The sequence below is a fragment of the Candidatus Hydrogenedentota bacterium genome, from assembly GCA_016791475.1.
Lineage (GTDB): Bacteria > Hydrogenedentota > Hydrogenedentia > Hydrogenedentales > JAEUWI01 > JAEUWI01.
The window spans coordinates 25051-39444 of record JAEUWI010000013.1 but is presented as its reverse complement, the minus strand read 5'-3'; the positions used below and the strand labels follow the sequence as shown (position 1 = coordinate 39444).

Genomic DNA, 14394 nt, shown 5'->3' with positions numbered 1-14394 from the left:
CACGGAAAACATCAAGAGGCGCGCGCTCCGAGACACTGCCCCTGAATACGGGCGTTTGTGATTGACCCAGCGCGCTCGGGCCACGACGGGACAGCCACGGACTTCGTGTCCAATATCGCTCGGATACGGGACTCTTCAATTCATCAGCACCTTCCGCTACCGTGGTAAACCGGTCCGCGTCAGTCCCTATGCTGACCCATGAGCTCTCACCTCAAAAAGCGGATTCAACAAATACCCGATGCTTCCGCGACGGAAATGGTATACCCAGTTTCTGAAGGCTCTCCAGATGAAGATCGAGGGCCTCGCAAGCGTGGTGAAAAGCTTCAGGTAGCGTTTGACCGCTGGTTATTATGTCGGGAATGTCGCTGAAGTCCACGACATAGGCCGGGTCTTCTGGCGCGCATGTGATTATAAACACGTAACCGCGATAGTCATGTGTCGTTGTCATATAAGCCATGACAAGTGCCTCGTGTTATCGTTGGCCGACTGAAACGATAGAATGACGATGTCAACTATTCGAATCACACATTTCGGTCGCAATCAAAGCGTCAACCGCGCCCGCTGTCAACTGTTCCGCCTGTGGCGGATCACTTGTCAACGGCCACAAAGTTCTCCGCCAGATTCCCATCCCCCTCGCCATCGTATTTCGCCCACGCGGGATAGGGAAACAGGGGACGCGACTTCGCCGGATCGATCCCGTCGCCCGACTTCGTCGCGATGATCACATCCGGCGCGATGCCCTCCTCGACCCACTTCACAATCTCGCCCAGCCAGTCCACACCCGAGATTCCCGGCCCGCCGCCGCAATGGTAACAGCCCGGCACCATGAACAGCCGCGCATAATTTGCCGCATTCGGGTCCTTCGCGAGCACCGACTCGTAGTACTTGACCGTCTCCCCCGCGGGCAGGGCCGCATCCGACCAGCCATGCCAGATGATCAGCTTGCCGCCCCGTGCGTTCATCGGGCCGAGATCGGGATCCAGCGCGTTCAACACGGTCCCGCCCAGGTGGGTATCCTTCTTCCACGTGGCGAAGTCGTAGGTGGAGTAGTCCCAGTCCGCATTGTGAAAGAAGAAATATTTGTAGATATTCGTGCTGAAGGCGAAACTCAGATTAACGCCATTCTCCGTCGGCCCCACAAGCCAGTTGAACCAGCCTCCGGGACCGCCTTCCGCCCCAATCGGAAATCCCGGATAAATCGGGCCGTCCTGATTCTTCACGCCCTCATACACCACCGAAATCGCTTTGCGCTGCGCATCCGTAAGATTCGGCACCTGCGCCAGATCGAATTTCGCCGCCGCCGGATTGTCGATAATCCCATCCTTCAGTCCGTCCTGCGCGTCGGTCTGCTGCAGCACCTCCTTCGCGAGGCGATCCAGATCGGCCTGCGTCAGCACCGTCTCCGTCAGTTTCTTCGGATCGGGATAAAAAGTCTGGGCCAGATTGATACCCATCGCCGCGAAGCCCGTCCAGTTGAAGGCCGGCGCGCCCGACACAATCCCGTCGAAATCCTCCGGATAGCGCTGCGCCTCCATCAGCGCCTGCCCGCCCCCGCGCGAACAGCCCACAAAGTAGGACTTGTTGATGTCCTGCCCGTAATACGCCCGGATAATCGCCTTCGACACCTCCGCGGTTCGGTGAATCGCCGCGTGGCCAAAATTCACAAAGGCCTCCAGGTCGTTCAGGGCCCAGCTTCCATCCGTGCCGCCCGCCTGATGCCCCGTGTCCGTGCCCGCCGTCGCGTAGCCGTCGTTCACCGAGCCGCGAACCGAATTCTGCACCGATCCCACCAGCCCGCCGCCGCCACCCATCGCGAAGCGCCCGTTCCAGGCATCGGGCAGCAGCACCTCGAAGCGGATCGCCTTACCAATCACGCCGTCCACCTTCACATGCCCCACCCGCACCTTGCCCGGCTCCGGCGATCCCGCCTCATGCACCGCCGACTCAATCCGCACATCCGGTAGACGAAGCGCGGCCAGGTCTTCCGCCGACATTACCGCCGCAGACGCCGCCACGGCGTTTCCAAGCAGAACCAATGCGGCAACGAGAACGACAAACAAAGTAGGCCACTTCATGACAAGGTCTCCTGAAACCAAAAGGGGTGATGAAAGGAACCCAAATACTAGCACGACCATCCGCAACCCGGCACCAACAAAGTGAACCACGTGTGCCACCCACACGCGGGCCGCCTCAGGCGGCCAACAGCTTGTGGGTGAAGGGGCATGCCCCGGCACAGGCCACGCCAATCACCAAAGGACAACCCAGATCGTGCCACGCGATTCCGCCGCAGGCGGATTCGTGTGCCCGTCGCGACAAGCAACGGACCTGACACGGCCCGCCCGGACCATGCGGCACATTCCCATTCTCCGCACCACCCCAAAAAAAGATGACAGCCAATCCCGCCTCCTGTACACTTCAGACGACACCGAAAAAACCATTCGATCTATTGGGGCCCTTCATGAGAGTACCTTGCCGTCACATGCTCCTCGCCGCACTCCTTTCCGCCCATGCCGCTTTCGCCTGCATGCCGGAAGGCCCCGGTTTCACCCCGGATCGCGGTACCGGCGGCGGCACAGGCTACCGGGAGCCCGCGGAAGTGAGACTACTCCGCAGCCGCAAGGCCGCCCGGCCCGCCGATCGCCTGGCGGAGTACGACACCTGGTATCGCCAGCGCAGCGAGGGTGCGTCCACCAGTGAACAGGCCCGGCTCATCGAAGAGCACGATGCCATGCGCGATGTGCTGAACGGCAACTACGACGCCGCCATCCGGAAGCTATTGGCCCTCGAAGGAATCCAGCCCGGCCGGCACGCCACGGCGGGCGCCCTGGGCACGGCCTACGAACGTGCCGGGGATTACGAAAGCGCCCTGCGCTGGATCAACACCGCCATCGACCGCGATCCCGAGGCCCGCGCCGGCACCGAATGGCTCCATGCCCGCATCCTGCAAGCCCGCACGGCCCTCAACACCGATCCCGATCGCCTGACCCACAGCCCCATCGTCCCCCTCTCCGAGGCGGGCCAGCCCCTTGGCGGAAATGCCTACTTCCCCTGCGCACACTCCCAGAGTGCCGACGACCTCATGGACGCCCTCTACCATCAACTCGCCGAGCAGATGCTCTTCGTCAAGCCCGAGGACCCCGTCGTCGCCGACCTCCTCCACAGCTTCGCCCGCCTCGAAGAAACCGTCAGCCACCCCGAAGCCGCCAGCGCCTTCCGCGCCCTCGCACGCGAATACAGTGCCAACAGCGAAGACATCGCCAAAGCCATGCCCGCACACCCCTCGGACAAGTTCAACATCCGCCCCCTCGTCCTGGGAGCCCTCCTCCTGATCATCGCCCTTGGTATCTTCCTGAAACTGAGAACCTCGTAGCATCGCGGGCGCTTCCGGATTCAAGAAGACTGGAAAGCCCGACTCTTCCGACTCCCTCACGGCCGTGCAGCGCGACTTCCAATAGCATCGCGCACCAACGTGGGTTGGGCTTCCAGCCTGACCAGAAGCCGGCCGTGAATTGAAAACAACCCCTTCCACTGTTTCATGAACTATAGTCCAACGCAAAAGCGCAGGGTCGACCAGCGAACAGTACGACCTCCGGTCAGGCTGGAAGCCCAACCGACGTTGACGCGCCGTCGAAAATCGAAACATGCCCAGGCCAAGCCTCGCACTTCACCTATCCCGAGCGCCCGGCGAAGGACATGGGCGAACTCCTCCAACACACCCACCACGAAAAGCCCGGCTTCCGCAGCTCCCCCGACCAATACAGCGTCCCACGGCCTTGCATCACGACTTCCAATTTGATCGCGCACCAACGTGGGTTAGGCTTCCAGCCTGACCAAAAACTCTCCTTGAATTGCAGTAGCCCCTTCCACTGTTTCATGAACCAGAGCCCAACGAAAAGCGCAAGGTCAACCAGGGAAAAATTAAAACCATGGTCAGGCTGGAAGCCCAACCCACGTTGGCGCGCCTTCCTGGAATAAGGGACCTGCGCCAGTGAGACATGGAGTTTGGCGACTCCCAACGCCCGCACGGGTACGCTACAACACGCAGGATGAATCTTTCCAACCGAATCCTGTACGCTCAATAGCGCAAGGCAACCTATTTACTAGCACACATTGGGGGCATCCCGTGAAAACAGTCTTGTTGACGCTTCTACTGGTGGTCATCATCCTTTCCGCCACTCAGGTCGACGCCTGTATCAATCTCAAGTGCCTGCTTCGAATATATCCGTCGCTCGGTCCCACGGTCTCCGTGGGAATGCGAACCGTTCCGCTTTACGGAGCAGACCTCGCAGGATGAACTGGGGCCGATACATGGACCTTCCTGCGATATTGGGACATCAATTCGACAGATCCTCCGGCTCAAGAGGTCAAGACAATTCACCTGCCAACGCACTTAAGGGGCACCCCATGAGAAAGATCACTTTCACCATTCTCCTTTTCGTGGCCATTCCCGCCATCGCCTGCATCAATGAAAGCTATTCCTTCGAGGAGGAATACCAATTGGACACCGGCCAATCACCCGTGGAGTTTCTCCGCGATCAGATGGACGCCCAGCCTTCAGACAAACTTGTAGGTCCGAAAAACGGTCAAGTTTATTCTGCCGACTTGGACGCGGCGTTCGTTGCCTCCCAGCACGAAGCCGTGCGCGACATCTATTCTGGAAACTACAACGCCGCGATCGAAAAGCTCCAGGCCATCGAAACCACCCACCCAGGCCACTACGGCACCGCCGCCAATCTCGGAACGGCCTACGAGCTTGCGGGCGACAACAAGAATGCACTCCGATGGATTTCAGAGGGCGTCAAGCGCAACAAAGACTCCCACCAAGGTACGGAGTGGCTCCACAAGAAGATCCTGGAAGCCAGGATTGCGATGGAAAGCAACCCCGACTATCTCAAAGCCAGTCCAATTTTGCCCGTGAATGACGACCACACGGTCTGGCCCACGATGGAATTGGCCCAAAGTTGGATGAAGGCCCTGCACTTTCAGTTGGGTGAGCGCATGCTTTTCGTCAAGCCGGAGGATCCGGTGGTTGCCGATCTGCTTTACAGTTTCGCCGCATTGGAGGCGAACACCAAATCGCCCGGCCCCGCGATCGAACTTCTGAAGCTTTCAAGAGAGTACGGATACCACGACACGGCGGGTCTTGATGAGAAGCTCGCCCAATACCGGAAAGCCTATGCTGCGCAAGAAATAAAACAGTGGATCAAGGCCCTTGCGGGCCTCGCCGTTCTTTGTGTATTCGCCCTGCTCTTTTACTTTGCAATCCGATCCGTCGTCAGGCGTCTCGACCCCATCCTCAATCCCGCGGAGTAGAACCTGACAACGCATGACGCCCTTGCATAGCCCCATCTCGACATTCTCCACAGGAATCCCACATGCGACTCGAAGGCACCATCACCACCTGGAAGGACGACCAGGGCTACGGCTTTATCACGCCCGACAACGGCGGGCCCCAAATCTTCGTCCATATCAAGGCATTCCCCGACAGCCTGATTCGACCGCGGCCCGGCGACCCTGTGCCCTTTGAGCTGGGCGAAGACGACCGTGGCAGGCCACGGGCAACGCGTGTACGTCGCGAGCGATTTGCTGTCCAGACTCCCGCCGCCTCGATTTCTGCCCCGCTTCTGCTGCTCGCCGCCATCGCGCTGACCATCGTCGGGCTGTTGACCGTGGCAGGCCAGCTCCCGCTGGTCATACTGGATGTCTACCTGATCGCCAGTGGTATCACGTTTCTCGCATATTGGCAGGACAAAGCCGCCGCGAGGAAGAATCAGTGGCGAACTGCGGAGAGAACCCTGCACCTCCTGGGCATTGTCGGAGGTTGGCCGGGCGCGCTGATTGCCCAACAGGTTTTTCGCCACAAGTCCAGCAAGACGTCCTTCCAGCTTGTATTCTGGCTTACCGTCTTCGCGAATATCGGTGTACTCGCCTGGTTCCTCACACCCCACGGCGCTGTCGCCCTTCGAGACGTCATGCAGTCTATGGCCAATTCGTAGCAGCGCTACATCCCGGACGAAAGACAACAACGTCAATAACGCTGGCACGGTCAACTCTTTGCGGCAGCAAGAACTTTCAAGTTAAACTATGGGTGTCGAATTACAGGAAGGATGCGCCGTGGAAGAGTTTGAAGATGAAGCCCCCATCGCCCTCCATGAGCGCGCCATGGAGAATCTCTCCTTCATTCGCGAGGCCATGGAGCGCTCCACGCCTTTTACCGGGATCTCGGGCAAGGGCATGATCGTCATGGGACTCATAGCCCTCGGCGGCGGTCATGTCGCCCGCCTTTACCCGTCGCGAGAATGGTGGATGTACTGCTGGCTGGCCTGGGCCCTGGCGGGCTGTCTATCGGGCCTGGCGACGATGGTGTGGAAGATGCGCGCCCTCGACCAGCCCAGCGTGACCCGGGCCGCGCGGCGCTTCGCCCTGAATCTGGCCCCCGCCGTGCTCGCCGGTGTGTTTCTCACAGAAATGTTCTACGAACTCGCGCTGAACGCTTTCCTGCCCGGCATGTGGCTGCTGCTCTACGGCGCCGGTGTGGTCGCGGGCGGTGCGCTCTCGGTGCGCGTGCTGCCCATCATGGGCGCGACCATGATGGCCCTCGGCGCCGTTGCGTTTTTCTGGGCCCTGTGGGGACCAAATCCCTTTACCTATCCCGATGTTGTGGGGGAAGCCGCCCTCGCCATAGGCTTCGGCGGAATGCATATCGTAACCGGAGTGATCGTCTGGCGCCGCTACGGCGGCTGAGCATCACTTCCCTTTCATACCGATTCATCGCATAAAGGCGTCCAATCAGAAAGGAAACATCACCATGGCAGGCAATACCGCCCGCAAGACGGGCACGGCAAAAAGCGCGCCCAAGGCCGTCTCCGCCGCGGAGACGGAGACGACCGTCAACTTGAACCGCCTCATCCACGAGCGCACCCGCCTGGCCCTGGTCAGCGCCCTCGCCGTGAACGACCGGCTCACCTTCACCGAGCTGAAGAAACTCCTCGATACGACCGACGGCAACCTCAGCGTGCACGCGCGCAAGCTGGAAGAAGCGGGCTATATCGCCTGCACCAAAGGCTTCGAAGGCCGTGTGCCCCGGACGGAGTACACCATCACGCGCGAGGGCAAGAAAGTATTGAAGGACTACCTCAACCACATGGAGCGCATCATCGGCGCAATCCGCAAGGATGTGAAGTAAAAAAAGGCAGGGCGCGCTGACGCGCGCCCTGCCGATAAACTATTTCCCCTGCAATGCCAGCACCGCAATGATCGCCTTGCAGAAGTCGGGCAGGTCGCCGGGGCGCCGGCTCGACACAAAGTGCCGATCCACCACCACGGAAGCGTTCTCAAAGATTGCCCCCGCATTCTCCAGGTCGTCTTTGATGCCGGGTGATCCCGTCACGCGAACGCCCTTGTACACCTTGGCGGAAATGGGAATCCACCCGCCGTGACAGATGGCTGCGATGAGTTTGTCGGACGCGTGAAAATCGGCCACCAGCTTCAGCACCGCCGGGTCGCGCCGGAGCACATCGGGCATGAAGCCGCCCGGCACGACCAGGCCGTCAAAATCGGCTTCGAGCATGTCGTCGATCCGTGCATCCGACACGCACGGGTAGCCGTGCTTCCCCGCGTACTTCACGCCGGCTTCGGGACCCGCCACGGTCACCTTGGCCCCGGCCTCTTCCAGCCGCAACTTGGGGTACCACAGTTCCAGGTCTTCGTAGATATCGCCCACGAACATCAAGACGCGCTTGTGCAGCAAGGGGCTCTCTTCCAACATGGTACTATCCTCCTTTCGTTGAGACGGCCAGTCTTAAACTCGCCAGACCGGCACACACCTTCAGCCTACGCCCTGAACAGGGAACGCGTCAAGGCTTTAACGGGACTGTCCTGAACGCAAGGGCATTGCAACAACGCACAGCAACTCGGGTTCATGATCCGCACCCCAGTGCGACAAAGCTCGCCGGGCGTTCGGGACCGTCCCGCGCGTTAAAAACGGGGGACGGTCCCGCACGCGCAGAATTGCTTCCTCGGAGAAGACAACCTCACGCCAACCTAAACCCCAAGCAGCCCGAGTCACTATTCGTGCAGGACAGTCCCCTTGGCGGCTACCCCTTGCGCTTCTGCACCAGTTTCGCGATCCACACGTCCACGTAGTCTTCGCCGATGGTGCGCAGCAAGTCGACCCCGGCCTCCTTCGCCAGGGCGATGGCCCGGGTCCGCGCCAGGGATCGTGCCCGCGCCTTTTCGTCTTCCGTCAGGCGGCCATCGGCGCGCCCGGCCTTGATCGCTTTCACGTAGGCCTGGTAGGTCCGCTCCACGCCGCTTTCCAGCGCGAGCAGGGCCTTGCGAAAGCGCAGGCGCTGGACGCGCTGATACTCGTCGCTCGACTTGAAGCCCGCCCACACCGCGCCCACCGCACTGCCCAACAGCGTGATGCCCAGATCGATATCCATTTTTTGCCTCCTTGGTTTTTGGGTTTACGAGAACAGTCTGTTCGGACCAATCCGGACGTTCTCAGATCGGTCGGATCCGTCTGATTGGTCTGATCAACTCAGAGAAAACTCCGCACATCCACCACGTAGCCGTTCACGGCATCGTCGGTGTCCTTGATCGAGGTCATTCCCGGACGCAGCATCAGCCGGGCCAGGGGGATCGCCCCGTCGTCGGCCGTCGGAGCCAAGGGGCTGGCCGCTTCGGCGCCGGTTTTGACCGAAATGCTCCACGTGGCCAGATTGGCCTGCACGAGGTCGATACGCCCGTCGCTCAGGGGCGGCACGACATCGGGCGTTTGGGTCGTTACCTTCAATCGAAAAAGGTTACTGTCGATAAATGCGTAGCCCGTGCCCACGCTCACCCGAAGGCTCAGCGGCGAGGTCGCAGTCACAGCGAGTTCCCCGCTGCCCAGGCCGTGCAGCACACCATCCCCCCCGCCCCATGCATGGTTAAGCAAAAGAAAGGCCGCCTCGAGCGCGCCTTCGATACGGTCGTCCCACTGATTGAGCTTCGCGCTGGAAACCGGGCGTTCTTCGAAAGCCCAGATCGTCTTGTTGTAGGAAAGCCCTTTGATGGCCATGTGCCACTCCTTTGCTAGTCGAGATGAAATCCCGTGTCCATGCCAATCGACGCGTCGTCCAGGCGAAACTGAAAGAAGGCCGATAGGCTGTCCTGGCTGCGGGTGATAAAGCTCAGCGGGTTCGCCACCGAGCGGAAGGGTGAGGTTAAATCGAGACGGGTCTCCACGCTTTCTCCGGCAATCCGGTGCACCACGCGGTTCACCCGGCCCACGAGGCGCTCGCCCAGCGCTTCACCCCACACACCGGTCAGGGGCGCGTCCCGCTCCACAAGGGCCGGACCGCGAAATTCCAGCAAGGCACCCACATCAATCGCGGCCACACCCCGGTGGAAGACGGCCCTGCCCGCGCGCGCCGGCCAGGCGAGATCGCGCAGCAGCCCATCGGCCAGTCGTTCCGCGTCATCCGCCTGGCTCAGAGCGAAGTAAGCGAAGTAACGAAAATGCGTACCGAACGCATCGATGCTGTCGTCCTCAGCGTGGTATCCATCCACGCCGCCATGCATGGGGTCGCCCTGAATGCGCAGGAGGTTGACCAGCCCGCGCAAATCATGACCCAGCTCCACGCCGGTGCGCACGGGATCGAGGGTGACCACCTGGTCCACACGATCGCCGCGCCGGAAGTGGACCACGCCCAACGTATCCAGGCGAAAAACATAACCGCCACCGAGCGCCGCGAGGGCCGTCAATACTTCGAGCGCGCCGCCCCGCGCCTCAAAGGCGCCCACGAGTGTGGAGCAGGGCTCCACCGATTCCTGATGGGGGCCGACATAGGCGTAGAAGTCTTTCAGCGCCATTTCCGGAACGTGGTAGCGGCCGTCGTCATAGAGATACACGTCCGCATGGCCCTCTTCCACCATCGCGGCGTTGAAGCACTGTCCGTCGCCATAAACCAGCCCGAGGTAGCGCCCGTAAGCGTCCACGCGGTCGTCGAAGGCCCCGCTCGCATCCTGATGGGGATTGAGTTCGATATAGTCGATGCCTCGCGTGTCCAGCAGGTTCTGCAGGCGCGCCTTCGCATCGTCGGCACGGCGCTTGTAGGCGCTCCGGTCGTACTGGTCCGAGGTCCACGCCGCGATCTCCGGGTGGCGCTTTATCGCGTGACTGTTCAGGCTCGTTTCTTCACAGTCGATCATCATCAGGCGGAGATCGGGCCAGGCCACGCCGTCGACCACCAGCCCGGAGATGGTATCGCCATCCTTAGCTTCCGCACCGGTCAGATCGATGCGGCCGGCATCCACCCACTGACCCGTGGTGATCCCGCCGACCTCCAGCGCATCGGTCCAGGCACGGCGCGCGGCGAACTTGCCATATTCACGCTCCGCGCCATCGGGGTAACCCTCGTGGGCCACCGAATAGCGCACTGGACCCAGTGTGCTGTTGAGCACGTCGCGCACCATGACGTCCACGCGCTGATTCTTGTAACTCCGGGCGACGCGCCGGTTTTCCTCGCTTCGATCCCGCTCGGCCACGAAGGCCAGCAATTCCTGAAAATCCACATACCGATCCAGGATGAGCCGCCGGGTGTCGCCCCAGGCCGGGCGCGACTCCACGACCCGTGCCGAAACCCCAAGCACGCCATCCAGTGAAACCTGAACCGTGTAGCCCACGCCGAAGCGGTCGAGGGAAAGGGGCAGCAGCCCTTCGATACGGTCCACGCCGTCCGGCCCGTTGCGCTCGATTTCGAGGAGCGGGACTTGGTCAAAACTACCCACGCGCAGCCCGGCGCGATCGAAAATCTCTACGCTGTACCGCATCGTCACCACCACCGATCACGAAAGGCAACGACCGCACTGGCGAAGTGGCCGCCACTCGGATCGCCCGTGTATTCCAGCGTGTTGTTTCCAGGCGCCAACTGGGGAAAGTCCCCGGTGGTGTAGGGCGTCACGTCCGTACCGTCCAGCAGGACGCGGCGTGTTGCGGCGTCGAACAGGAGGCTCGCGCCGCCGGGCACCGTGCCCTGATAGGTCAGCGCTCGCGTGCCATCGCCAAGCGTCGGCAGCTCCAGATCACTTTCCGCCGTCAACGTGACCACCGGCATGGTCGCGACGTTGCCGCTGTTGGATAGATCGACCGTGGCGCCCGAGAAGCCGATTTCCCAAGATGACTCGTGGAGGACCGCGGACTCCTCCCACGCATCGTCCGCGCGGAGATCGAGCACGAAGCAGCCCACGCGTGAACGGAGACTCAGCTCCCGGGAAAACGCCTCCCGTCGCGCGAAGAGCCGTCGGCCTTCGCGCAGAGATACCTCGGCTGGCACCGTTTCCGAGGCGGACCGGGCTATCGAGTCCAGGGTCTCGATCAGCTCCGCCAGACTGGAGCTACCGCGCACCACCCCGGTGATCCGTATGGCCCGAGACTGCTTTCCGCCGACTATCTCGTATTCCTCCCGCGCCACGGTCGTCGCGGCGTCGAAGACCTGGCTTCCTACGCTGATCGCCATAGGACTTGCTCCCTTTCGTTTGAATTTATCGCTAAACGCCGAGCACGGGCGTGGTTGCCGTGAGGTCGGCCGGCGGCAGGACAGCGGGCTTCCCGGCGAACGGGCCCAAAGTACGGGCTCCTTCTTTCTCGAATTGCCGCGCCACCGTCATCAGCGATGCGAAGCGTTGCCCCGCGCCGATGCGCTGGCCTCCGATTTGCAGCTCGACCTGCTCCACCGCATCGCGCGAAGCGAGGGCGCGCAGGAGGATTGATACGGCAAGAAGGGTCTCGCCCTGCACAAGGGCGTCGGGCGGACCCTCCGGATCGATGGTATCGTCCAAATCGCTCAGAACCGCTTCGTGGGCTTCGGTGATGCTCGCTTCGATCAGGGCCGTACTGGCGATGGCCGTGTCGTCGATTTGTGCGGCAAGCCGCACCTTTGCTTCGGTTGTGAAATTTGCCATGGTTGTTTGCTCCTTGTGGTGGGACCGATAGGACGGATAGGACCGATTTTCAGTTGCGCCGCGGAGAGGCACCTTGCCTCCCCGCGGCTCGCGACTTACCAGTCGCTGGTCATCACCACGCGGGCCTTCTCATAGGTGATGGCGAAGTCCGTCACCACGGTGAGATAGGTGCGGTCCCACTGCTGGCTGGTAAGCTTGTCTGACTCCACGAGGAGATCCTGTTCGGTGAGCTTCTGCACGGCGAAGCCCGCGTCGAGCATGGTGATCTTGTTCGCGGGCTGATCCGCCAGGGGCACGAGGCGCACACCGAGGGGCGTGGGCAGCTTGCCGGTCTTGGCGAAGTCGAAGAGATTGCTGTCGGCAATCTCCGCGAACTTCAGGATCGCCTGGGCCGTGGCGGTGTCCGCGAGCACGTGGGTCGGCGTGAAGTAATGCTCCTGGCTCAGCTTCATGTAGAGGGCGATCAGATCGCCATAGGTCCACGTGTCGGCGGTGGCCGTGTTCATGGACACGGGCGCCGTGCCCGAGCCGGATGAGTCGCCATTGGCCAGCACGTGGGCCAGGCGCGCGTCGAGGCTGCGGCCCAGGCGCTCGCCGATGCGCTGGAGATGCACGCGGAGCATGTCCACGCTCATGCGGCGCACCGCCTCGTAGGACGCAAGGACGCCCCGGCCTTTCTTGTCGAGCTTCACGATGCGATCGCCGTAGGTGAGCGACGATTCCGGGATTACCGCGCCCTCCGCCACGCTGCGGAGTTCTTCATTCTCCGCGCTTTCGGTGACATAGGGCACGTCGTAGGCCGTGCCTTCGATGTGCTCGTCGTGCATGATGAGATCGGGGTACACCGGCTTGCGGCGCAGGCCCGTCATCACCGCTTCGCGCACGATATCGGGGAAGAGCCACTTCGCGTTCGGGTCGGACTGAAAGAAGCGGTCCACCGTGATCCGATTGACGTCAATGCCGAACTCCTGCGCGCAGTAGTCCTGCACGTTGGTGTCGAGCGCGCGGAAATAATGCTGGTGCGTGAGCCCCAGGTTGTTGAGGGTTTCGTAGAGCCCCTGACCCCGCACCTGGCGCAGCGCGTCGGGCGCCTGGGCGAGGAAACGGATCTGCTCTTTCATCTGGGTGTCCTGATAGGCCATGTGTATTTTCTCCCTGGTTTCAATTCACATTTCACAATTCACTGTTCGCCATTCCTGCTAGAGCAGCACGTGGACCTGCGTCGCGGTGGCGTCCACCTTCACGTTGATGCCTTTGCCGTTGCCCGAGGCGGGCGTTTTCACGGAGCCGTCGGTGGCCGAAGCGGTGACGCCTTTGACGCCGTCCACGGTGGGCGCGGTGCCGGTGTACTTGAAGATGCAGATGCCCCGCACCTTGATGGGGATGCCCACGTCGTTCGCTGTGGCCGCCTGCATCGCCTGGCCGAAGACCGCGTCTTCGGCGTCGGTCGCGTTGGTGATGGTGTAGGCCCCCGTGAGTTTCACCGCGTCGCCCTTTGCGATCGCCACGCCGCCGACCGCGGGGGTGCGACAGGTGATGATGAGTTCGGTTACGGCTCCGCCGGTATCGCCAAATGCCATGATGTTGCCTCCTTTTTGGGTTGTGTGTTTTGGTTGGGGCAGTTGCCCCGGAATGTGTGACCGATAGGACGGATGGGGCGGATAGGACCGATTTGATCAAATCCGTCCTATCGGTCTTATCCGTCCTATTTCGGTGAATCTCAGCCCCAGAGAATCCCCATAGCGCGCTCGGCGCCGCCCACCCCGGCGAGTTCGCCTTCGTCTTCGAGCGCCACCGGCACTGAAACGGGCAAGGGCGGATATTTTTTGTCGAAGCGCACTTCCAGTCCGTGGAGGTGCTGCTGGATCACGTGCAGTCGCTGGCCCGCGAGCATGGCGCGCCACCAGGCATCGTCAAAGCTGCCGCCGTCAAGCTCGCGGCCGAGACCGCAGTAGCGCGCGATGGCGCGATCCCGCGCGGCGCGCCCGTCTTCGGCGAGGCCCGCCAGTTCCCCCAGGGCCACGTTCAGTTTTTCCGCCGCAGCCCGCAGTGCCCCAAGGGCCCCGGCGCTTGCGCCACCCACGGGCTCTACGGTTACGCGCAACGACTTGCGCTGGCCGCTGAGCACGAGGACGCCACCGCTGGAAGCATCGCCCCGCTCCCAGTAATAGGTGCCGCCGTCTTCGCGCACGGCCTCGCCGTTTTGCGTGAGCCAGTGGAGCGGGTGGGGCGCTTTCACGGTGGCCCAGCTTTCGGGGCCGAGGGTGACGCCATCGACGCGAAAGCCCATCAGGTAACCCTCCTGCTCCAGGCGCAGATCGAGGTGGGCCCCTTCGCCGTCGCGGTGTCGATGAAGCACGAAGCGCCGCGCGTCTTCTCCCGGCGGCAGGGGATTCTCCACGATGGTTTCACTCGTCAATCGATACAGCATGGCGGTCCTTTCTG

General features: G+C 61.9%; 16 protein-coding genes. 5 read left to right on the top strand and 11 right to left on the bottom strand.

Annotated features, from left to right (window positions below):
• Positions 1-211 precede the first annotated feature (211 nt).
• Together JNK74_09000 and JNK74_08995 are read right to left on the bottom strand one after the other, a co-directional pair.
• On the bottom strand, positions 212-457 hold the full coding sequence (locus JNK74_09000; protein ID MBL7646310.1) for a type II toxin-antitoxin system HicB family antitoxin: 246 nt from the start codon (positions 455-457) through the stop codon (positions 212-214).
• A gap of 130 nt (positions 458-587) precedes the next feature.
• The gene (locus JNK74_08995; GenBank protein MBL7646309.1) at positions 588-2075 is read right to left on the bottom strand and encodes a tannase/feruloyl esterase family alpha/beta hydrolase; all 1488 of its coding nucleotides are present in this window, start codon (positions 2073-2075) and stop codon (positions 588-590) included.
• Between the two features lie 383 nt (positions 2076-2458).
• Here JNK74_08995 and JNK74_08990 point away from each other — a divergent pair, with 383 nt between their 5' ends.
• The 5 genes from JNK74_08990 (at position 2459) to JNK74_08970 (ending at position 7186) form a co-directional block, all read left to right on the top strand.
• Positions 2459-3370 carry a hypothetical protein gene (locus JNK74_08990; protein ID MBL7646308.1) on the top strand — a complete coding sequence of 304 codons (912 nt, stop codon included), beginning with the start codon at positions 2459-2461 and terminating at the stop codon, positions 3368-3370.
• 1034 nt (positions 3371-4404) lie between these two features.
• Complete coding sequence (locus JNK74_08985; protein ID MBL7646307.1) at positions 4405-5313, top strand: hypothetical protein; 909 nt, start codon at positions 4405-4407, stop codon at positions 5311-5313.
• 62 nt (positions 5314-5375) lie between these two features.
• Complete coding sequence (locus JNK74_08980) at positions 5376-5996, top strand: cold shock and DUF1294 domain-containing protein (GenBank protein ID MBL7646306.1); 621 nt, start codon at positions 5376-5378, stop codon at positions 5994-5996.
• 118 nt (positions 5997-6114) lie between these two features.
• Entirely contained in the window at positions 6115-6744 is a 630-nt protein-coding gene (locus tag JNK74_08975; protein ID MBL7646305.1) for a hypothetical protein, read from the top strand.
• 64 nt (positions 6745-6808) lie between these two features.
• Positions 6809-7186, top strand: coding sequence for a transcriptional regulator (locus JNK74_08970; GenBank protein ID MBL7646304.1), 378 nt, complete (start codon positions 6809-6811; stop codon positions 7184-7186).
• Positions 7187-7225: 39 nt separating this feature from the next.
• Here the strand turns inward: JNK74_08970 and JNK74_08965 are convergent, their stop codons facing one another.
• The 9 genes from JNK74_08965 to JNK74_08925 all read right to left on the bottom strand — a co-directional run bounded on the left by JNK74_08965 (position 7226) and on the right by JNK74_08925 (position 14380).
• Entirely contained in the window at positions 7226-7768 is a 543-nt protein-coding gene (locus JNK74_08965; GenBank protein MBL7646303.1) for a type 1 glutamine amidotransferase, read from the bottom strand.
• A gap of 328 nt (positions 7769-8096) precedes the next feature.
• The gene (locus JNK74_08960; GenBank protein ID MBL7646302.1) at positions 8097-8444 is read right to left on the bottom strand and encodes a hypothetical protein; all 348 of its coding nucleotides are present in this window, start codon (positions 8442-8444) and stop codon (positions 8097-8099) included.
• Between the two features lie 98 nt (positions 8445-8542).
• Complete coding sequence (locus JNK74_08955; protein MBL7646301.1) at positions 8543-9064, bottom strand: hypothetical protein; 522 nt, start codon at positions 9062-9064, stop codon at positions 8543-8545.
• 14 nt (positions 9065-9078) lie between these two features.
• Positions 9079-10818: a thermonuclease family protein gene (locus JNK74_08950; GenBank protein ID MBL7646300.1), complete on the bottom strand. Its 1740-nt coding sequence runs from the start codon at positions 10816-10818 to the stop codon at positions 9079-9081.
• A 2-nt stretch (positions 10819-10820) separates the two neighbouring features.
• The gene (locus JNK74_08945) at positions 10821-11504 is read right to left on the bottom strand and encodes a phage tail family protein (protein ID MBL7646299.1); all 684 of its coding nucleotides are present in this window, start codon (positions 11502-11504) and stop codon (positions 10821-10823) included.
• A gap of 31 nt (positions 11505-11535) precedes the next feature.
• Entirely contained in the window at positions 11536-11949 is a 414-nt protein-coding gene (locus JNK74_08940; GenBank protein MBL7646298.1) for a hypothetical protein, read from the bottom strand.
• 95 nt (positions 11950-12044) lie between these two features.
• Entirely contained in the window at positions 12045-13091 is a 1047-nt protein-coding gene (locus JNK74_08935; protein MBL7646297.1) for a hypothetical protein, read from the bottom strand.
• 57 nt (positions 13092-13148) lie between these two features.
• Positions 13149-13529, bottom strand: a complete 381-nt coding sequence (locus JNK74_08930; protein ID MBL7646296.1) for a hypothetical protein — start codon at positions 13527-13529, stop codon at positions 13149-13151.
• Positions 13530-13669: 140 nt separating this feature from the next.
• Positions 13670-14380 (bottom strand): hypothetical protein, encoded by a 711-nt coding sequence (locus tag JNK74_08925; protein ID MBL7646295.1) that lies wholly within the window; start codon positions 14378-14380, stop codon positions 13670-13672.
• Positions 14381-14394 lie beyond the last annotated feature (14 nt).

What these genes read in the sequence shown, in the direction of transcription:
- JNK74_09000 (MBL7646310.1), bottom strand. Translation starts at nt 457, where the DNA reads ATGGCTTATATGACAACGACACATGACTATCGCGGTTACGTGTTTATA.
- JNK74_08955 (MBL7646301.1), bottom strand. Translation starts at nt 9,064, where the DNA reads ATGGCCATCAAAGGGCTTTCCTACAACAAGACGATCTGGGCTTTCGAA.
- JNK74_08980 (MBL7646306.1), top strand. Translation starts at nt 5,376, where the DNA reads ATGCGACTCGAAGGCACCATCACCACCTGGAAGGACGACCAGGGCTAC.
- JNK74_08960 (MBL7646302.1), bottom strand. Translation starts at nt 8,444, where the DNA reads ATGGATATCGATCTGGGCATCACGCTGTTGGGCAGTGCGGTGGGCGCG.
- JNK74_08965 (MBL7646303.1), bottom strand. Translation starts at nt 7,768, where the DNA reads ATGTTGGAAGAGAGCCCCTTGCTGCACAAGCGCGTCTTGATGTTCGTG.
- JNK74_08940 (MBL7646298.1), bottom strand. Translation starts at nt 11,949, where the DNA reads ATGGCAAATTTCACAACCGAAGCAAAGGTGCGGCTTGCCGCACAAATC.
- JNK74_08995 (MBL7646309.1), bottom strand. Translation starts at nt 2,075, where the DNA reads ATGAAGTGGCCTACTTTGTTTGTCGTTCTCGTTGCCGCATTGGTTCTG.
- JNK74_08945 (MBL7646299.1), bottom strand. Translation starts at nt 11,504, where the DNA reads ATGGCGATCAGCGTAGGAAGCCAGGTCTTCGACGCCGCGACGACCGTG.
- JNK74_08950 (MBL7646300.1), bottom strand. Translation starts at nt 10,818, where the DNA reads ATGCGGTACAGCGTAGAGATTTTCGATCGCGCCGGGCTGCGCGTGGGT.
- JNK74_08970 (MBL7646304.1), top strand. Translation starts at nt 6,809, where the DNA reads ATGGCAGGCAATACCGCCCGCAAGACGGGCACGGCAAAAAGCGCGCCC.
- JNK74_08990 (MBL7646308.1), top strand. Translation starts at nt 2,459, where the DNA reads ATGAGAGTACCTTGCCGTCACATGCTCCTCGCCGCACTCCTTTCCGCC.
- JNK74_08930 (MBL7646296.1), bottom strand. Translation starts at nt 13,529, where the DNA reads ATGGCATTTGGCGATACCGGCGGAGCCGTAACCGAACTCATCATCACC.
- JNK74_08925 (MBL7646295.1), bottom strand. Translation starts at nt 14,380, where the DNA reads ATGCTGTATCGATTGACGAGTGAAACCATCGTGGAGAATCCCCTGCCG.
- JNK74_08985 (MBL7646307.1), top strand. Translation starts at nt 4,405, where the DNA reads ATGAGAAAGATCACTTTCACCATTCTCCTTTTCGTGGCCATTCCCGCC.
- JNK74_08935 (MBL7646297.1), bottom strand. Translation starts at nt 13,091, where the DNA reads ATGGCCTATCAGGACACCCAGATGAAAGAGCAGATCCGTTTCCTCGCC.